Raw genomic sequence first — 19862 nt, forward strand, 5'->3', positions numbered from 1 at the left:
CGACGCCACGCTGCATTGCGTGAAATGCAACATGGCGCAGTTCAGGAAGGCTGTTGCGAGCGGGTCAGCGGAAGGTTGAGCCAACGCCGGCCGGTGGCATTCGCCACGGCGTTGCCGATGGCGGCCGCCATGGGGCCCTGAACAATTTCGGCGGCACCCAGAAACGGTTGCCCCGGCTGGTCGAGCAGATGGACGTCGACCTTTTTGGGGAGTTGCGAGAAGCGCAGGATCGGATAGCCGCTCCAGTCGTAGCTGCGGATGCCGCCGGCGTCATAGGCGACCTTTTCATACAGCGTCCAGCTGGTGGACTGCACGATTCCGCCCTCGACCTGGTTACGCAGGCCATCGGGACTGACGATCTGCCCCACATCCACCGCCGTGACGACGTGATCGATCTGCACTTCGCCGGTCTGCGGATGCACTCGAAGACGCACGGCGATGGCGCAATAGCCCATGATGTTTTTGTAACGAGCGAACGCGAAGCCAATGCCTGCACCGGGTTCGCTGCTTTTTTGTGGCCAGCCGACCGCATCGCGAACCTGCTCCACGACGGCCCTTGCTCGGGGATCGGTCAGGTGTGCCAGGCGCAGGGCAACCGGATCGAGCCCAGCCTTGGCGGCGAGTTCGTCGATGCTGGCTTCGATGGCGAAGACGTTGATGTGCGCACCCAGCGAGCGCATGGCCGAGGTGCGGAACGGCATCTCGGTGACGAAGTTCATGTCGATGCGCGAGGAGCCCAAGGTGTACAGCGGCACCGCGTTGCGATCGCCGTCGCCTTCCGGCTGAGCGATCGGCACCGACGGCGCGGAGGCGAACGGCCGGGCCAGCAGGCGTGCGGGCAGCAAGCGCCCGGCGTTGACGATGCGTTCGTTGTGCGGCGTGGTCCACAGTTCATAGTTCCAGTCCTGCAACCGACCTTGCGCATCAAGGTTGGCTTGCACTTCGGTGACCATCGCCGAGCTGTAGGGCTCCCAGAGGTTTTCCTGCTCGCGCATCCATTGCACCCGCACCGGCGTGCCCGGAACGCGCATGGCAATCAACGCTGCGTCGGCTGCGGCATCGTCTGCGCCGTTGTGGCCGTAGCAGCCGGAACCTTCGGTGTGGATACAACGCACGCGCTCGGGCGGCAGCCGCAACATTTCGGCGATCCCGGCACGCAGGGGATAGACGCCCTGGGTGTGGGTCCAGACGGTGAGGGTGCCGTCCTTGAACCAGGCCACGGCGCAGGACGGGCCGATCGAGCCGTGCATCAGGTATTGCTTGGTCACCCGGGCGCGATATTGGTTGTCGGTCGTGCCTTGGGGCGTGCCTTCATGGCTGATCGGATAGCGACGCGAGGGCAGGCGTTTGAGCAAGGTGTGGATGTCGCGCGATTGGGGAATCGCCTGTCCGCCGCTCCAGCGCGCCGAGGCGTATCCGTGACGCATGGCTTTGATCGCTTGCCATTCATCCTTCGCCACCACTGCCAGATAATTGCCGTCGCGAATCACCTGCACCACCCCGGACAGCGTCTTGATCGATTCAGTATCGATGGCTTCCAGCGTGCAGCCGGGACGCGGCGGGCGGATGACCCGGGCGTGGAGCATGCCCGGCAGGCGAATGTCCTGCACGAACGCGGCGCCGCCGCTGACTTTGCCCGGAATATCCAGGCGTGGCAGCGAATGGCCGATGAGCTTGAATGATGCCGGCGGCATTGAGGGCGATGCGGATTTTGCATAGCGGTGCAGATCGACCTGCTGCACGGCGTCGGCGTAGGACATGCGTTGCCCGGTCGGGCCGAGAATGATGCCGTTCCGAGTCGTCAGCAACGCCGGCGCAACGTTCCAGCTGCGCCCGGCCGACTCCAGCAGCATCTCGCGCACTTGGGCCGCCGCGTTGAACAGCGCCGTGCCGCTGTCGAAAATCGTGTGGCTGCCAGCGGTGTAGCCTTCGTTTGGCGTCAGTGCGGTGTCGGCGGTGAGCAGGTTGATCGCGGTCGGGGCCACCTCCAGGCGCTCAGCGGCAATTTGCAGCAACGCGGTTTTGACGCCGGTGCCGAGCTCGACCTTGCCGGTGTAGACGGTAATGCCATCAGGGCCGACGCGGATCCATGCATCGAGCCAGGGATTGGTGCGCAGGCTGCCGGGCAGGTCCGGCGCCAGCACGACCGTGCCCAGGGTATCGACTTCGGTATCGGCCAGGGCGCGGCGCGAGACTGGCACCAGAGCAAAAGCCACCAGCAGGGCGCCGCCGCGCAGGAACGCACGGCGACTGTGATCGACCTCATTGATCGTCGTCATAGCGCGCTCCCGTTTTGCCGGGCGACAAGGCTGATCGCCTCGATGATGCGCAAGTGCGTGCCGCAGCGGCACAGGTTGACGGACATGTGTTCGCGAATGGTCTGTTCGTCGGGGTGCGGGTTGCTTTCCAGCAGTGCCTGCGCACGCATCAACATCCCGGCGATGCAGTAACCGCATTGAGCGGCCTGCTTGTCGATGAACGCTTGCTGCAGAGAACCGGGGTGTTCGGCGGTGCCCAGGCTTTCGACCGTCCGAACCTTTTTGTCCTCGAGGCCCGCGCAGGGTGTCAGGCAGGAAAACACCGGTTTGTCATCGACGATGACGGTGCAGGCGCCGCACTGGCCCAGGCCACACCCGTACTTGGCGCCGTTAAGGCCCAGGTGATTGCGCAGCGCATAGAGCAGCGGCATGTCGGGTTCCAGCTCGAGAGCTTGGGAGGATCCGTTGACGTTGAGGGTGATCCGAGTCATTTCGTCTCCTGACGTAGCGCGTCGAGGGTGGCAGGAAGGTCTGTCCAGGATTGGTCGGGTCTGGCCTGATGGCGCAGCCAGGTCGCCAGAACGGTGAGTTGGGCGTTGTCGAGACTGGCGGCGAACGAGGGCATCACCGGACCCGGCTGGCCGGGCTCTGCCGGGATGCCTTCGAGTACGGTTTTGAGAAAGTTGCGCGGGCTTGAGGCTCGCAGCGCTGACGTCTGATCCAGTGCCGGGCGGCCGTCGATTTCACGCATCGGCGCGCCTTGGGCATGGCAGCCGGCGCAGGCGCTTGCGAACAGCAGGGCGCCAGAAGATGGATCCGCAGGTTCAGCGCTGGCGTTCGGAATCTCGTTGATTGTGGTTTTCGTCGGCAGACTCAGCAGGTATTCGGCAATCGCCTGTGCATCTTCCACGGGCAAGCGCGCCAGACCGAGACTGACCGGGCGCATCGGTCCCGCTGCGGCGCCATGTCCGTCGACCACTTCGGCCCGCAGGTAACTGACAAGCTGCTCGCTGCTCCACGAGTTTTCACGGCGCGCCATGCCCAGCAGTGACGGCGCGTCCCAGCCATCCACGCTGCCGCCGGCCAGGCTTTCGCCGGACTTCTCGGCACCGATCAGGTTCAACGGCGAATGACAGCCCGCGCAGTGACCGGGCCCCTCGACGAGGTAACGCCCGCGATTCCACGCCTGCGATTGCTGCGTCACCGGCGTCAGCGGCTTCCCGTGCAGGAACAGCAGGTTCCAGAACGACACCAGTGGCCGGATGTTCATCGGGAAGTTCATGCGGTTCTGTTGTGGCGGCGAGTTCACGGCCGGCCCGCTCATCAGGTACGCATAGGCGTCGGCGATGTCGTCTTTGCTCATGCGCCGGTAATGAACGTAGGGGAACGCCGGGTACAGGAAGTGGCCGTCGCGGGAGATCCCTTCGTGCATCGCCCGCTCGAAGGCCGGCAACGACCATTGGCCGATGCCGGTCTGTGGATCCGGGGTGATGTTGGTGCTGTAGAGGGTGCCGAACGGCGTCACCAGCGGCAGTCCGCCGGCCAGGTATTGACCACCGGGTCGCGTGTGACACACCGCACAGTCGCCCGCCTCGACGACGTGTGCGCCGCGTTGCAGTTGTGCGGAGTCGAAGGTCAGCGGGCGCTCGATGGGTGCAATTGCCGGACGCCACATCAGCGCCAGGGCAGCGATTGCACCGAACGATGCGAGGGCTGCTGCGCTGATCCAAAGCGCTCTGGATCTCATGAAGTGGCCGTTCATGAGCGGTTGCCCAAGAGGCACGCAGTGGGCGTGGTGGACGGATGCGGCATCTCGGCAACTCCTTGAACGACCGGGGAAGGGCGCCGATGCAAAGCCCTGCGCCAGGTGCCCAAGGGTAGAGAAGACGCCTGCGTCCGAGTATTGCCAGACCGCGCAATAGCACGTTGCGCCAAGTGCAACGCCCGGGGTCGTTGCATTTGACGCATCACTCAATTGCCCGAGGGATGGATACTCGAAGGCCCGCGCGACCCTTAGCCTTGGCGTCACTTCTCCAAACTCATCGAGGTGTCATCATGCTTACGGGCAATCCGGCAGCGGCGGCCAAGGCCGAACAATCCGCTTCTCTTTCCGGCCTGATGGTCGCGTTCCTGGCGTTCTGCTGCGGCGCGGTCGTGGCCAACCTTTATTACGCTCAGCCGATCGTCGAACTGATCGCGCCGCAGATCGGCCTGTCCAGCGCGAATGCCAGTCTGATCGTTTCACTCACGCAGTTCGGTTATGCACTGGGACTGCTGTTGCTGGTGCCGCTGGCCGACCTGATGGAAAACCGCCGGCTGGTGGTGGGGTTTACCGTAGCGGCGAGCGTGACGCTGTTGTGCGCCGGTCTGACGCACTCGCCGTCGATGTTCCTTGTCCTGTCGTTGCTGATCGGCCTCACTTCGGTGGCGGTGCAGATCCTGGTGCCGTTGGCCGCGCACCTGGCGCCAGAAGCGACCCGTGGGCGGGTAGTGGGCAACATCATGAGCGGCCTGTTGCTGGGTATTCTGCTGTCGCGGCCACTGTCGAGTCTGCTGGTGGAAGTGTTCGGCTGGCGCGGGGTGTTTTTCAGCGCAGCGGCACTGATGGCCGTCATCGCCCTGATCACTGCGATTGCCCTGCCGCGCCGCGTCCCGACCCATCAGGCGACGTACGTGGCGCTGATCGGCTCGGTGTTTGCGCTGGCCCGTCGGTATGCGGTTCTGCGTCAGCGTTCGCTGTATCAGGGCTTGCTGTTCGCCAGCTTCAGCCTGTTCTGGACCCTCGCACCGATTGAGCTGATGCGGCACCACGGTTTCAGTCAGGCACAAGTGGCGATATTTGCCCTGGTCGGCGCCGTCGGCGCGATCGCAGCGCCGATTGCCGGGCGGCTGGCCGATGCCGGGCACGGTCGGCGCGGAACGCTCGTTGCACTGTTGCTGGCGCCAGCCTCCTTGCTGATCGCCGCGCTGCCGGGCAGCAGCTATGTCTGGCTGGTGGTTTGCGCGGTGCTGCTGGACTTCGCCGTGCAACTGAACATGGTGCTGGGCCAGCGCGAGGTGTACGCCATCGACCCGCACAGCCGGGCCCGCCTGAATGCGGTGTACATGACCAGCATCTTCGTCGGCGGCGCCCTGGGATCGCTGGTGGCCAGTCCGCTCTACGAGCAGTTTGGCTGGAACCTGTCCGCCGTGACCGTGGCGTTGCTGCCGGCGCTGGCCCTGGCGCTGTTCCTGAGCCGCAAGGCCGATGCCTGAACCTCAGGCACCGCTGTGTCCGATGAAGCACGGTCCTACAAGACGATTGGCGAACGGTGATGCACAATCATCACCGTTTCCTTTCGATCGGGCTCCGCTTATGGACAAGTTGCTGGCACTGAAGATGTTCGTTGAAACCGTCCGTTGCGGTGGCTATTCCTCGGCGGCGCGCAAACTCGGCATCTCCACATCCTCGGTGACACGCCAGGTGGCGGGGCTGGAACACGAATTGGGTGCCAGCCTGCTCAATCGCACGACACGCAACACCAGCGTGACGGTCGCCGGACAAACCTATTTCGAGAAAGCGGTGGCCATTCTCGATGCCATCGACGAGGCCGACGCGGTTGTCGCCGACCGTGGCAGTGAGGCGCAGGGGCGCCTGCGCATCAGTGTGCCGGTGGAATTCGGCCGACAGATCATTGCACCGCAACTGGGGGTATTGCTCGACCGCCATCCGGGGCTTGAAATCAGTGTGTCGTTGAGCGATCAGGTCAGCGATCTGCTGAGCGAGCAGATCGATGTCTCGGTGCGACTGGGATCGTCGGTGGTCAGTGACGATATCGTCAGCAAGCGCGTGGGCGGCTTCCAGCGCTGGGTGGTGGCGAGTCCGGATTACCTGAGCCGTCACGCTGTGCCGGCGCATCCGCGAGAATTGCTCGAGCATCAATGCCTGCGCTTCGACTACGGTGGTTCGCACCAGCACTGGACGTTCCAGGGCGACGAGGAAACCATCCAGCTCAATGTGCATGGCCGCCAGCAAAGCAACAACGCCGACATCCTGCGCGAAGCGGCGGTAGCGGGGCGCGGGGTGGCCCTGCTGGCCGACTGGCTGGTGCGCGCCGATGTCGAGGCGGGTCGGTTGACGCGGTTGCTGGAGAAGTATGAGGTCAACCCCGGTAATGCGAGCTGCTGCATCAATGCGTTGTATCTGCCCAATCACCGGGGTTCCAGCCGTATCAATGTATTCATAGACTTTCTGGAAGAAATTCTGGCAGCCGAGCCATCTACTCAACGCTAGATCGCCGTTTACTGCCGCCGCGCTGCTGGTGGGTCAGGATTCTCCCGCCGGCCGTGCTCCATTCCCTTAACACCTTCGTTTGATTGCCGCGTGTCGGTTTTACTGCAAAGATTTTCGTTGGTTTTTCCCCCTGCATTTCTCTCAGCTACGGTTAGCAAGGGTGCCGAACGGCATACAGGTAACGGTGCCCCATGATCCAGCGATTACCAACGGCTGCGACGGCGATGAATGAAGGCATGCAGATTCTGTGGGACGACGGAGAACGCATTCTCCACCGGGGCAGGCGTGCCTCTGGCAGCCGCGACGTTGATGTCCTGATTGCCTCACTCGCTCTGGAACAACCGTCGGGCGCCAGCGTCGAGCGCCTTGCTCACGAGTTTTCCCTGAAAGACCAACTGGAGGGCGACTGGGCGGCGCGCCCCCTTGAGTTGTCGCAGGACGATGGCCGCGTGCAACTGGTGCTCGAAGACCCGGGAGGTGTGCCGCTTGCCCGTTTGCTGACGGCCCCCATGGACGTTGCAACTTTTCTGCCGCTGGCCCTCAGCGTCGCGGTGGCGCTGGGCAAGTTGCATCGGCGCGGCCTGATTCACAAAGACATCAAGCCTGCGCACCTTCTGGTGAACTGCCCCGACGGCCATGCCCGACTCACCGGTTTCGGCCTGGCATCGCGCCTGCCTCGCGAACGCCAGACCGCCGAGCCGCCCGAGACGTTGTCCGGAACCCTGGCCTATATGGCGCCGGAGCAGACGGGCCGGATGAACCGCTCGGTGGATTCGCGCAGCGACCTCTATGCCTTCGGCGTCACGCTCTATCAAATGCTCACCGGGTCGCTGCCGTTCAGCGCTGCCGATCCGATGGAATGGCTGCATTGCCATATCGCTCGCACGCCGATGCCGCCGAGTGCACGGGTGACGACCGTGCCGCAGATGCTGTCGCGAATCGTCATGAAACTGCTGGCCAAGACCGCCGAGGAGCGTTATCAGTCTGCGCTTGGCGTCGAGCAGGATCTGCGCCGTTGTCTGGCGGGCTGGCACCAGCAGCAACTGGATGAATTTCCGCTGGACGAACAGGGAACGTGCGACCGTTTGTTGATCCCCGAAAAACTCTACGGCCGGGAATCGGAAGTCCAGACGCTGATCGCTGCGTTCGAACGGATCGCCGTCAGCCGCCGACCGGAGCTGGTGCTGGTCTCCGGGTATTCTGGGATCGGAAAATCCTCGGTGGTCCACGAACTGCATCAAACCCTGGTGCCGGTGCGCGGGTTTTTCGCGAGCGGCAAGTTCGACCAGTACAAGCGCGACGTGCCTTATTCGACCCTGGCCCAGGCGTTTCAAGGCCTGGTGCGCACGCTTCTGGGCCAGAGCGATTCGCAAATGGCCGACTGGCGCAATGCGCTGCAGCAAGCCCTGGGCGCCGAAGCGCGGCTGGTGACGGACCTGATCCCGGAGCTGAAACTGATCATCGGCGATACGTCGGCGGTGGCGGATCTGGAACCGCCACAGGCGCAACGCCGGTTCTTGCGGGTATTGCGACGGTTCATCGGCGTGTTTGCCCGCGCCGAACATCCACTGGTGCTGTTTCTCGACGATTTGCAGTGGCCGGATGTCGCGACGCTCAATTGGCTGGAGGAGCTGCTCACCCGTTCCGACCTGCAGCACTTGATACTGATCGGCGCCTACCGCAGCAATGAGGTGGACGCTTCGCACCCGTTGACCACCCGGTTGAGCGCTATCAAAGCGGCGGGCGGCCGGGTGCAGGAGATTACTTTATTGCCGCTGGTCCGATCGCACATCGAGCAGTTGGTCGCCGAGTCATCGCACTCCGAGCGGTCGTACATCGCGCCACTGGCACAACTGATTCGGGACAAGACAGGGGGCAATCCCTTCTTCGTCATTCAGTTCCTGCAAGCGCTGGTCGAGCACAATCTGCTGACCTTCGACCATGACCGCCGGCAGTGGGTCTGGGACGCGAAACGCATCCACGCCAAGGGCTACACCGACAATGTGGTCGACCTGATGCTCGACAAACTGGCGCGGCTGCCCGCTGAAACGCAACAGGCGTTGCAGCAGCTGGCCTGCCTGGGCAACGTCGCCGATGTTGAATCCCTGGCTACCGTTCTGGACTTGTCTGTCGCGCAGGTTCACGGGGTGTTGTGGCCGGCGGTTCGTCACGAGTTGATCACCCGTCAGGACAGCGTCTATGGGTTTGTTCACGACCGGATCCAGGAAGCCGCGTATCTGCTGATTGATGAGGCTTTACGTGCGCAGCACCACCTGCGGATCGGGCGTTTGCTGGTGGAGAAGACGCCGGCAGACAAGCATGCAGAAAAGATTTTCGAGATGGTCGGCCAGCTCAATCGTGGCGCCGTGCTGATGGACCGGCAACAGGAGCGCGAACACCTGGCGCAGCTGAACCTGCTGGCGGGTGAACGGGCCAGGGCATCGACGGCCTACGCTTCGGCGCTGACGTATTTCGCCCAGGGCGCAGTGCTGCTGAACGAGGGCGGCTGGGAGCATCAGCGTGAGTTGATGTTTGCGCTGGAGTCCGGCCGGGCCTTGTGCGAATTCCTCACCCGACAATTAGGGGCAGCCGAAGCCCGCCTGCGGCAATTGTCACGTCGTGCAAAGACGCTGAACGAAAATACCCGGGTTGCCTGCCTGCAAGCGGATCTCTACCTGATTCTGAATCAGAGCGACAACGCGGTCGCGGTCTGCCTGACTTTCCTGCGTTATCTGGGGATCGAGTGGTCGCCTCATCCCGATGACGACGAGGTGCGTGACGAATATCAGCGGATCGCGCAACGGCTGGGCGACCGCCCCATTGAAGCATTGATCGACCTGCCGCCCATGGTGGATGAAACCGCGCTCGCCACCCTTGAAGCACTGACCAAGCTGATCGTCACGGCGGTCCACATGGACGGCAATCTTCCGGGCCTGGCCATGTGCCGGGCGATCAACCTGAGTATCGAATACGGCAACAGCGATGCCTCGTGCGTGGCCTATGCCAACGTCTCCAGGATCGCCGGGCGGCGGTTCGCGGACTATCCGGCCGGCCTGGCGTTCGCGGAGCTGGGCTGTCGGCTGGTCGAACGGCGCGATCTGGAACGCTACAAGGCACGTACGCAACTGGCGTTCTGGCTGTTTGCCAAGCGCTGGGCTCAACCGATACGCACATGCCTTGAACCACTGGCCCAGATATTCGAAGTGGCGAACCGCACCGGCGATCTGCCGATTGCCGCATTTACCGGCAACAGCCGGGTTTCCAATCTGTTGGCCACCGGCGAGCCCTTGGCCGGGTTGCAGGAGGAGGCTGAGCGCGGGCTGGCGTACGCCAGAAAAATCGGTTTCGGCGTGGTCATCGACTTCATCGAGACCCAGTTGGCGTTTATCCGGATGCTCCGTGGCCAGACACCAACCTTCGGCGATATCGGCCCGGGAGCGTTTTCCGAGCGCCACCCCGAGGAACACCAGAACTCGCTGGTCGCCATTTGCTGGCACTGGATTCGCACCTTGCAGGCCTGCTATTTCGCCGGTCAGTACGAGACAGCGGCGGAGGCCGGCGCAGCCGCTCGACAATTGCTTCGGTCATCGCACTCGTTCCTCGAAGAGGCCGAATATTGCTTCTACCAGGCCTTGACCTTCGCCGCCCTGCGCAGCGCCAAGCCTGCCGGTGAACGGCAAGGACAACTCGACGTCATTACCGCGCACCATAGGCAGTTACAGGTCTGGGCCGAACTCTGCCCGGACAATTTCGCTAGCCATGCCGCGTTGCTGGAGGGGGAAATCGCCCGTCTTGAAGGTCGGCTGCCGGAGGCCGAGCATTGCTATGAGCAGGCGATCGAACGGGCTCAGCACAGCGGCTTCCTGCAGATCGAAGCACTGGCCAACGAGCTCGCCGCGCGCTTTTATGAAAACCGTGGGCTGCACAAGATTGCCCGGGTCTATCTGCAGGACGCGCACTATGGCTACCAGCGCTGGGGCGCCGAGGGCAAAGTGCGACAACTGGAGGCCGAGCATCCGTTTCTGCGGGTCGAAAAACCGCTGCCCGGTCCCACCAGTACTATCGCGACACCGGTCGAGCATCTGGACTTGGCCACTGTGTTGAAGGTGTCGCAAGCGGCCTCCAGTGAAATCGTCCTCGAAAAGCTGATCGACATGATCATGCGCACCGCGATCGAACAGGCCGGCGCGCAACGCGGCGTGCTGATCCTGACGGAGCAGGGCGAGCAGCGGATCGTCGCCGAGGCGACCACTCGCGATGACACCACGCAGCTGGATCTGCGCGATGCGCCGGTGGCGGCGAAGCTGCTGCCGGAGTCGGTCCTCAACCACGTACTGCGCACGCAGGAAAATCTGGTGCTGGATGACGCCTTGGCCGAACCGTCGTTCGCTGCCGATCCGTATGTTCGCCAGCGTCGCGCGCGTTCGGTACTGTGCCTGCCGTTGCTCAATCAGGCGAAACTGATCGGCGCGCTGTACCTGGAAAACAACCTGACCTCACGGGTATTCAGCCCCTCGCGGATCGCCGCGCTCAGGCTGGTCGCTTCACAGGCGGCGATCTCGCTGGTCAATGCACGGCTTTACCGCGATGTCGCCGAGCGCGAGGTCAAGAGCCGCGAGAGCGAGCAGCGTTATCGCGAGATACAGGCGGAGCTGGCCCATGCCTGCCGCGTCGCGACAATGGGGCAACTGTCGGCTTCAATTGCCCATGAGGTCAGCCAGCCGCTGGCCTCGATACTCGCCAGCGCCCAGGCCGCGCTGCGCTGGTCGGGTGCCGAGCCGCCGAATCTTGAAGAAACTCGTCTGTGTCTGGAGCGCATCGTCAAGGATGCCCATCGAGGCAGTGAAGTGCTGGACCGTATTCGCGGGCTCATTCGCAAGGCCCCTCAGCCGAAGGAGCCGGTCAACCTCAACGAGGTGATTGGCGAAGTCATCGAGATCACCCAGAGCCAGGCGCAGAAGGGTGGGGTTTCGGTCGAGGCGCAGATGGCGTCCGGTTTGCCGCGGGTCGATGGCGACCGGGTCGAGCTGCAGCAAGTGGTGCTCAACCTGGTGATGAACGCCCTGGAAGCCATGAGCGGTGCCGGCGTCCTCAAGGGAGTGCTGCGCATCTGCACGCAGACCAATGAGGCTGGGCAGATTTGGGTCTGTGTCAGTGATTCGGGACCGGGTTTCGGCGCGCATTCGATCGGGCAGCTGTTCACGCCGTTCTACACCACCAAACCCACGGGGCTGGGCATGGGACTGTCGATTTGCCGTTCGATCATCGAGACCCATGGCGGTCAATTGTGGATCGAGGCCAATCAGCCGTGCGGTGCGATCGTCCAGTTTGTTCTGCCGTCGGATGCCGTTCTGCTTCCGTGAGCACAAAAAAAGGCGCCCGCCAAAATAACCGTGGCGGGCGCCTGGGAGTGCGCAGCAGTATGGTGATCGTGGAGCGTCGGGGGATCAGGCCACCGGAATCAACGGGTCGGCAGCGGCCAGTGCGGTTGCACGATCGGCGGCCGGCGGGTAAATCCACACGGTGTTGATCTGGGTCTTGAGGTCTTTGGCCTCTTGCCCGACCAGTTTCAATTGGCGGTCCCAGCCTTCGGTGAACACCGCGCCCCAGGCGCCGAGGTCAAGGCAGGTCACGTACTTGGGCTGGCTGTAGGTCATCGGGGCGACACCGATCAGATCAGCCGCCACGTTGTTGCCGGCATAACGGCCCAGGCAAATCGCATGCTGGCAGGACATCGCGGCGTAGTTTCCGAGATCGTCCGTGGCGGCATAAGCCACATCGCCGGCGGCGAAGACATCCACGTGCCCCAGCACTTTCAGGTGACCGTCGACGTGCAGACGACCTTGCGGATCACGGCTGCCCGGCACCTGTTCGGTGAGCGGGCTGGCGCGGAAGCCAACGGTCCAGACGACGGTGTTGGACTCGATCCGTTTGCCGTCGGCCAGAGTCACGCCGCCGGCATCGACCGAAGCGACCGAAGCGTCGAGCACCCACTCGATGCCCAGTTCTTTGGACGCTTCGACAATGGACGGGCGAATGCCGTCGCCCAGTGTCGCGGCGATCTGCGGTGCGCGATCCACCACGATGACCTTGATCTGCGCATCGTCACCCAGGGCGGCACGCAGACGGGCCGGCATTTCGGTGGCGGTTTCGATCCCGGTAAAACCGCCACCGGCGACCACCACGGTATTGCGCGCAGCGCTCGGCGGCTGGTTCTTCAAGGACTTGATATGGGCTTCAAGGCGGGTGGCTTCTTCGATCTGATCGACGTCGAAGGCGTGTTCGATCATGCCCTTGAGCGGTGGGCGAATCACGCGACTGCCGGCGGCCAGTACCAGGCGGTCATAGTTAAGCGTGCCTTGTGTGCCGAAGGCATCGCTGTAGGTCACTTGCTTGCTGGTGGTGTCGATGCTGTCGGCGATGCCTTTGACGAATTTCACGCCGACCGCATCGAACAGTTCACCCAGCGGCGCCTTCATGTTGTGGACATCCGGCTCGTAGAAGCGCGGGCGGATGCGCAGTTCTGCCTGGGGTGCGAGGACGGTGATCTGCACGTCGTTACGATCATGCTGGTCCAGCAGACGTGCGGCGCTCAAGGCGCTCCAGACTCCACCAAACCCTGCGCCTATCACTAAAATGTGCTGTTTCATCGGATGACTCCTGAGGAAATTCTGATCGTTGAACGGCTTGTCTGTTCACGCGTGACCGTCTCCCGGTCTGCACGAAGCTGGTTGTTGTGAACAACCGCAGAACCGGTTCGATTCGCTGGAGAAGATGCTATCGGGGAAGGCGCGGCGGGACACTTCTACATAGGGTCAGTGCCGATATGCTTAGGTGTGAGGTGGGGTATACACAGGTATAGGAAGAGGGCGGTCAAACGGCGCGATTGAACGCGCTTTCGATGCAGGTGATGAGTTCGCCGCAAGGGAAGGGTTTGGGGAAGTAGGCGAGGGGCTCGGGAAATGCAGCGTCGACCTGTGGCGGTGGCCCTTGGTAGCCGGTGATGAAAATGATCGGGATGCGAATGCCGCGTGCGCACAGCGCGTCGTACATCTGGATGCCGGACAGGCCGGGCATCTGGATGTCCGAGATGATGCAGCCGGGGCGGGGCGACGCAGTCATTGCCAGAAAAGCCTCCGCGTCCGGGTACAACTGCACGGTGTAGCCGTGGGAGCGCAACAGGCTGTCCAGCGCCATGCGCACGGACTCATCATCATCGACAACCGAAACAACAGCGGTGTGGGACATTGCTTTACCAGGGCTGATCTCGGGTAGCCCGTCGAGGACGCCCGCCATTCCCGCACGATACGCCGCTCGGTCCGACGGCGTACTTATACGTGTGTATAGCGACAGTATTTGAACGTCTGCGGGCCCGGTGCCATTGCGCCGCCTGGCGTCAGCGCGAGAACCGGCTGCGGTATTCCCGGGGCGAAACCGACAGGTGACGATAGAAGGTATCGCGCATGCGTTCCTCGTCGCCAAACCCGCACAGCAGAGCGATCTGGTCGATGTTGCGCTGGGAGTCCTCGAGCATCCGTCGCGCGGCCTCCAGGCGAAACAGCTCCAGTGCCTTGGCCGGCGTGCGACCGACCTTGCGTTTGTAGACTCGGGCGAAGTTGCGCGGACTCATCTGCGCCTGCCGGGCCAGGGACTCGACGTTCAGGCGCGTGTCGCCGAGGTTTTCGCTGATCCACAGGTGCAGTTCGTCGAAGGCGCCTCTGTCGTCGATCTGCGCTTGCAGCAACTGGCTGAACTGCGCCTGACCGCCGGGACGCTTGAGAAAAACCACCAGTTCCCGCGCCACCTGCAACGCCACCGCCCGGCCGCAATCGACCTCGACCAGCGCCAGCGCCATGTCGATCCCGGTGGTGACCCCGGCGGAAGTCCAGACCTTGCCTTGCTGGATGTAGATCGCATCGAGGTCGACCTCGACACTCGGAAAACCACCCTTGAGCATCTCGCACATTCCCCAGTGGGTGGTCGCGCGCAATCCGTCGAGCAGCCCGGCCTGGGCCAGCAGAAAGGTGCCGCTGCACACCGAGGCGGTACGTCTGGCCTTGACCGATGCGGCGCGCAGCCAATCCACCAGCGCCACGTTGTCGAGCATGGCCTGCCGGATGTTCGGCGCACCGGGCACGATCAGCGTATCGATAGTGGTTTCGTCAAAGATGTGGAGGGACACGGTGTCGACCGAAAGCCCTTCGGCGGTAGCGATCAATCCGCCGTCGAGGCTTGCGGTGTGCAACGCGTAGCCAGGCAAACCGCGTTCGGCCATGGCTTTGGACGCTGCCCAGAACACGGTCTGTGCGCCGGTCAGATCCAGCAAACCCATTTGCGGATACGCCAGGAACACCAGGGGGCGCGGTTGCGCGAGCAAACAGGTGAGCGGGTCGGGTTTAAGAAGAATCGAATTCATGACTGCTTTGAGGGCTGAGTGACCGCCAGTTTTCGACGATCCGGTGTGCCGTAGTGTCCGCGTTTGCGGGCAGGCGCGCGAATATACATTGGTATGGGGCACAGCCACTTCAGCGCCGGTCGTACTCGCTCAATCCGGCTCAACCCCTATACCCGCGTATGGTGTTGGTCGTCGTGGTCGCGATGCACACTCGATGTCAAGGAGCGCTATTTCGCTCTTGCGGCATTCCTCCGAGAAATCCTGACTCAGCCAAAAGGAAAGCGACCATGTCTACCTATCTGAATCACTCCCAACACACCAGCACAGCCACCAGCCTGCCGTTCACGTCGAACTTCGGTCAGGCCCAGGAGCTGGTGCCTTCACGCTACGCACTGCAGGTCGGCGACATCGACGTGGTGGTGATCAGCGATGGCGTGCTGCCGCTGCCGACCTCGACCATGTCGACCAATGCCGACCCACAGGCTCGCGCCGCGTGGTTCAAGGACATGTTCCTGGGACCGGACGCGTTCGACTGGGCACTCAACGTGCTGGTGGTGCGCAGCGGCGAGCAGATCATTCTGGTCGACGCCGGACTGGGCGGGCAGTTTCCCGGCTTCCCTCGGGCCGGCCAGTTGCCGAAACGGCTGGAAGCGGCGGGCATCGATCTGGCCAGCGTGACCGACATCGTGATCACCCACATGCACATGGACCATGTCGGCGGTCTGCTGGTGGACGAAGTGAAGAGCCGACTGCGTCCGGACGTGCGCATCCACGTGTCGGCTAAAGAGGTCGAGTTCTGGGAAAACCCGGATTTCACCCAGACCGTGATGCCGGCGCCGGTGCCTGACGTTCTGCGCGCGACGGCCAATCAGTTCATCAACGATTACCGCCGCCAGGTGCGTACTTTCGAGGATGAATACGAAGTGGCGCCGGGTGTAGTGGTGAAACTCACCGGCGGCCATACGCCGGGGCACAGTATCGTCTACGTCAATTCGGGCGGCGAACGCCTGACCTTTGCCGGCGACGCCTTGTTTCCGGTGGCCTTCGAGCACCCGGAATGGCACAACGGCTTCGAGCATGACCCTGAAGAATCGGTGCGTGTCCGCGTACGCCTGATGCGAGAGGCGGCGGCGAGTGGTGAGTGGTTTGTCGCGACCCACTTGCCGTTCCCGTCGGTGGGCCGAGTGGCGGTCGAGGGTGAGGCGTTCCGCTGGATTGCGGCGTTCTGGGATTACTGATCGGATATTGGCGGCCCGGCTGCATTCGGCCGGGCTTCATAAAGACAAGGCCCCGCAAGTGATGAACTTGCGGGGCCTTTTTTTGTTTTGAGGTTTATCGCTTGGGCAGAGGCGGCGGCTCTGCATCAAGTTGTTCGAGAGGGCCGCTCAACGTCGGCGCGTCAGCGCCTGCTCGATGCAGGCCAGCAGTGCCTCGGTATGGAACGGTTTGGAAAAATAGCCTTCCGGCGTCTTCACGCGGGCACTGAACTCGGGGGGCAGGCCCGGCTTGCCGGTGATGAAGATCGTCGGTATGTGGATCTCCCTGGCCGCCAGCGCCTCGTACATTTCGACCCCGCACATGCCGGGCATCTGAATGTCCGAGATCAGACACCCGGTCTGCTCTGGCGCGCTCGATTCAAGAAAGGCAAAAGCGCTGGTGAACGTCTTGACTGTATAACCGCAAGACCGTAACAAGCTGTCCAGTGAAACCAGAACAAGTTCGTCATCATCGACAACTGAAATAATAGCTGAGTTGAACATGGGGAAACCTTGCGTGTTTTGCGGGTGGCTGTAGCGCCCGCCATACTTGCAAGATACGCTTTCAAAAATTGTGGAATAGTATACGTGGGTATGTTTGGTTGGTTTTTTTGTTAGTTGCGACAGTTAATCAATATTCATGAAACAAGTGGTTGTTTATTAACGAAAGAAAATAACCGTTATGCCGATTGCAGGCTTCGAAAAGTTGCCGGCTGGCGTAGTCGTTGTTGGCCATTGCGCTGGCGCGACAGTCGCGGAACAAGGCATCGGCGGCCCGTAGCGTTCTGAGGGCGCGATCGATACCTTTCAGGCAGTCGGCGAAACACAAAGGCTCTGCGGCGTCATTCAGGCGATAGAGCGCGTCGCGCTGGGCATGGCCGCCCAGATCCGTGATGACGGTGACGAGAAAGTCGGTGTATCGGGTATTGGCATTCAGCAATCTGCGCAACAGTGTCTGCATCGGTAAAAAGCTGATGGCTTGCAGTGTCTGCTGGCTGTGTCTGAGTCGCGCCAGAATGCTCAGCGTAGCGCCCAGGGTCTGGGTCAATGCGTCGATGATCTCCACGCGCTCAGCGGTGGACAGCGACGTGTGCGTGCCATAGCGGCTGACGCAGGGCGGATGACTGACCAGATACAGTTTGTGCGGTGCGTTCATGACCACCGTCTCCGGCTAGCGCTCGGGCGCGATTGAATATTGCGATTGCAGTAACGGACTCCAGTGTTCGTGGTTGTCCGGGCGTCGGTAGTACACCACCATGCGCCGGGCGACCTGCATGGCCACATCGCGGCCGTTGTCGGCCTCGACCAGCGCCAGCGCCAGATCGATCCCCGCGCTGACGCCGGCAGAAGTCCACACCGAAGCCTGGCGGACGAAGATGGCTTCGCGATCCAGTTCGACCTTGGGGAACAGCCGCTCGAACATGTCGGCCATCAACCAATGGGTCGCCACGCGCAGGCCGTCGAGCAATCCGGCCTGAGCCAGGAAAAAAGCACCGCTGCATACCGACGTGGTACGTCTGGCCGTGGCTGCCGTGACGCGCAACCAGTCCACCAGCGGCGCGTTGTCGAGCATGGCCTGACGAATGGACGCAGAGCCCGGAACGATCAGCGTATTGATCGGCTCGTTGCTTAGCTCATCAAGTCGTCGGGTTTGCACCACCAGGCCTTCGCCGGTCCGCACCGGCCCGCCATGCAGGCTCGCGGTGTGCAGGGCATAACCGGGCAAACCGAGTTGCGCCAGTCTGCAGGTCGCCGCCCAGAACACGGTCTGCGCACCGGTCAGATCCAGCAGGCCCATTTGCGGGTACGCGACGAAAACGACGGTACGGCTTGATTGCGGGGTTTCGGGTCCAGCGCCAGGGTTTGTACTTTCGATAGACAATGCTGATCTCCATATCGCCACGGGGCGACATCAGGGGTGGATGACGGTCATCGATCGTGTTCGAGGGCAGCCAATGGAATTGCAAACACAAACTGCGTGCCGACGCCCTCGGTGCTGTTGACCCAGATGCGCCCGCCGTGGAACTCAATGATCGAGCGGCAAATCGAGAGCCCCATGCCCAGGCCCGTTGGCTTGGTCGTGAAGAACGGATCGAACAGCGAGGGCAGGATGTCTTCGGCAATGCCGATGCCGGAGTCGGCGATTTCAAGCATGGCCTCGTTGTGCAGGATCGAGCTGTTGATCCGCAGCGTCCGGGCCCGGTCATGCACGTTGGCCATGGCCTGGCAGGCGTTGATGATCAGATTGATGATGACCTGCTGCAGCTGCACCCGGTCGCCCTTGATCAGTGCGCCGCGGCTGCCCAGTTGGGCGTACGGGCGAACCTCATGAAAGCAGATGTCATGTTGCATCAGCGTCAGCGAGTCACTGACGATGTCGTCGAACACTTCGACATTGCGCTGCACTTCGCTGTGACGCGACAGGGCCCGAATGCAGGCGATGACGTCGGAGACCCTGACGGAGTTTTGAATGATCCGGTCCAGCGAACGGCGTGCTTCTTCAAGATTGGGCTCCGGACGGTTGATCCAGCGTTTGCAGGATTCGCCGCTGGTGATGACCGCCGCCAGCGGCTGATTGATTTCGTGGGCGATGGAGGCGGCCAGTTCGCCCATGGAGGTCAGGCGCGTGACATGGGCGAGGGTGGCTTGCGAGTGAAACAGTGCCTCTTCGGACTGTTTGCTGAGGGTGATGTCCATGAGCGCCCCGGCGTATTCCGTGCGCCCGCGATACCTGGGCAAGGGGCTGGCGATCATCTGCACATGCTTGATCCGCCCATCGGGCATGAGCAGCCGGTGCTCTGCTTCGATCAGTTCCTGCCGGCGCGCAAATTGGTCCAGCACCTGATCGATCACCGGCAGATCATCGGGATGGGTGCGTGACTTGACCAAGGCGAGTGTCGGGGCGACGTTCGACGGGTACTCGAAAATGCGCGAGGACTCTTCCGACCATGACAAGGACACGCTGACTTTTTTATCGATGATGAAACCGATACTGCCGGTGTGACTGAGCTTCTGTGCGCCGAGAAAGAACGCTTCCTTGCGGCGCAGCGTTTCAGTGGCGCGCTTGCTGCGCAGTGCCAGCAGGGAAATGGTCGTCAGCGCGATCACGCACCTGACGAATCCGGCAATGCCCCGGTGATCGCGGTAGCCTTCGTCGACCAGGAAGTCGGCCGTCAGCAGCGTAAGGCAACCCAGCGCGACGGCGAGGAATACCGGAACCGGGAAGATGTTCGCGGACATGAACACCAGCGTGATGTAGAACAGCGTCGGCGCAACGTCCAGATCAAGGTACGCGTTGGTGATATAGATCATGCTGCCGACCGCAATGGCGGCCAGCCAGGCGAAGGCGTCTGAGCAAAGAAGTTGTGCGCGACGTTTGATGATAGACATTTATTCTTCCAGATTTTTGCTATCGGACGGCAGTTCGTGTTCTCTCGATGAAGCATGCAAACGCTATGAAAGGCGTATTAATGAGGAGGATGAAAAGTCTTGAGTTGTTTTTCAGGCATGACGGTTGTTGGCGACTGTCTGTTATTCACCAATCGTTGTATTGAGAAATGTTTGTTTGAATAAAGATGTTATTCGAAGACTTGTTCTCTGGCACCGCTGCATTGGGTCAATCGAAGTATGACTATGTATGAAAGGGATATACCTAAGTGTTAGTTGTGCCGAGTCTGTCG

Annotated in this window: 14 protein-coding genes; 4 read left to right on the forward strand and 10 right to left on the reverse strand. The window is 62.2% G+C overall.

The features are described from left to right. Nucleotides 1-41: 41 nt before the first annotated feature. Genes IHQ43_RS13545 through IHQ43_RS13555 form a run of 3 tightly spaced genes read right to left on the reverse strand, consistent with a single transcriptional unit; the run spans nt 42 to nt 4005 of the window. A complete protein-coding gene (locus IHQ43_RS13545) occupies nt 42-2279 on the reverse strand; it encodes a xanthine dehydrogenase family protein molybdopterin-binding subunit (RefSeq protein ID WP_192564773.1) in 2238 nt (745 codons plus the stop codon). After that, the gene (locus IHQ43_RS13550) at nt 2276-2749 is read right to left on the reverse strand and encodes a (2Fe-2S)-binding protein (protein WP_192564774.1); all 474 of its coding nucleotides are present in this window, start codon (nt 2747-2749) and stop codon (nt 2276-2278) included. Before IHQ43_RS13550 ends, IHQ43_RS13545 begins: the two co-directional genes overlap by 4 nt. Then, nucleotides 2746-4005: a cytochrome c gene (locus IHQ43_RS13555; RefSeq protein WP_192564775.1), complete on the reverse strand. Its 1260-nt coding sequence runs from the start codon at nt 4003-4005 to the stop codon at nt 2746-2748. Before IHQ43_RS13555 ends, IHQ43_RS13550 begins: the two co-directional genes overlap by 4 nt. A 308-nt stretch (nt 4006-4313) precedes the next feature. On the opposite strand from IHQ43_RS13555, the gene IHQ43_RS13560 reads away from it, so the two are divergent. From IHQ43_RS13560 to IHQ43_RS13570, 3 genes are all read left to right on the forward strand, one after another. Next, nucleotides 4314-5513 carry an MFS transporter gene (locus IHQ43_RS13560; RefSeq protein WP_192564776.1) on the forward strand — a complete coding sequence of 400 codons (1200 nt, stop codon included), beginning with the start codon at nt 4314-4316 and terminating at the stop codon, nt 5511-5513. A gap of 100 nt (nt 5514-5613) precedes the next feature. Further along, entirely contained in the window at nt 5614-6531 is a 918-nt protein-coding gene (locus tag IHQ43_RS13565) for a LysR family transcriptional regulator (protein WP_192564777.1), read from the forward strand. Between the two features lie 236 nt (nt 6532-6767). Next, nucleotides 6768-11894, forward strand: coding sequence for a trifunctional serine/threonine-protein kinase/ATP-binding protein/sensor histidine kinase (locus IHQ43_RS13570; protein ID WP_192564993.1), 5127 nt, complete (start codon nt 6768-6770; stop codon nt 11892-11894). An 84-nt stretch (nt 11895-11978) separates the two neighbouring features. Here the strand turns inward: IHQ43_RS13570 and IHQ43_RS13575 are convergent, their stop codons facing one another. The 3 genes from IHQ43_RS13575 to IHQ43_RS13585 all read right to left on the reverse strand — a co-directional run bounded on the left by IHQ43_RS13575 (nt 11979) and on the right by IHQ43_RS13585 (nt 14947). Then, a complete protein-coding gene (locus IHQ43_RS13575) occupies nt 11979-13181 on the reverse strand; it encodes an NAD(P)/FAD-dependent oxidoreductase (protein ID WP_192564778.1) in 1203 nt (400 codons plus the stop codon). A gap of 223 nt (nt 13182-13404) precedes the next feature. Further along, a complete protein-coding gene (locus tag IHQ43_RS13580) occupies nt 13405-13779 on the reverse strand; it encodes a response regulator transcription factor (RefSeq protein WP_192564779.1) in 375 nt (124 codons plus the stop codon). 148 nt (nt 13780-13927) lie between these two features. Then, a complete protein-coding gene (locus IHQ43_RS13585; RefSeq protein WP_192564780.1) occupies nt 13928-14947 on the reverse strand; it encodes a GlxA family transcriptional regulator in 1020 nt (339 codons plus the stop codon). Between the two features lie 266 nt (nt 14948-15213). Between IHQ43_RS13585 and IHQ43_RS13590 the strand changes: the two genes are divergently transcribed. Beyond that, complete coding sequence (locus tag IHQ43_RS13590) at nt 15214-16164, forward strand: MBL fold metallo-hydrolase (RefSeq protein ID WP_192564781.1); 951 nt, start codon at nt 15214-15216, stop codon at nt 16162-16164. Between the two features lie 147 nt (nt 16165-16311). On the opposite strand, the gene IHQ43_RS13595 is transcribed toward IHQ43_RS13590, so the two are convergent. The 4 genes from IHQ43_RS13595 to IHQ43_RS13610 form a co-directional block, all read right to left on the reverse strand. After that, the gene (locus tag IHQ43_RS13595; protein ID WP_192564782.1) at nt 16312-16686 is read right to left on the reverse strand and encodes a response regulator; all 375 of its coding nucleotides are present in this window, start codon (nt 16684-16686) and stop codon (nt 16312-16314) included. A 127-nt stretch (nt 16687-16813) separates the two neighbouring features. Further along, nucleotides 16814-17338 carry a hypothetical protein gene (locus IHQ43_RS13600; protein ID WP_192564783.1) on the reverse strand — a complete coding sequence of 175 codons (525 nt, stop codon included), beginning with the start codon at nt 17336-17338 and terminating at the stop codon, nt 16814-16816. Between the two features lie 15 nt (nt 17339-17353). After that, the gene (locus IHQ43_RS13605; protein ID WP_192564784.1) at nt 17354-18064 is read right to left on the reverse strand and encodes a DJ-1/PfpI family protein; all 711 of its coding nucleotides are present in this window, start codon (nt 18062-18064) and stop codon (nt 17354-17356) included. 47 nt (nt 18065-18111) lie between these two features. Beyond that, nucleotides 18112-19572, reverse strand: a complete 1461-nt coding sequence (locus IHQ43_RS13610) for a sensor histidine kinase (protein WP_192564785.1) — start codon at nt 19570-19572, stop codon at nt 18112-18114. Between the last annotated feature and the right edge of the window lie 290 nt (nt 19573-19862).

The sequence above is a fragment of the Pseudomonas gozinkensis genome, from assembly GCF_014863585.1.
GTDB lineage: Bacteria > Pseudomonadota > Gammaproteobacteria > Pseudomonadales > Pseudomonadaceae > Aquipseudomonas > Aquipseudomonas gozinkensis.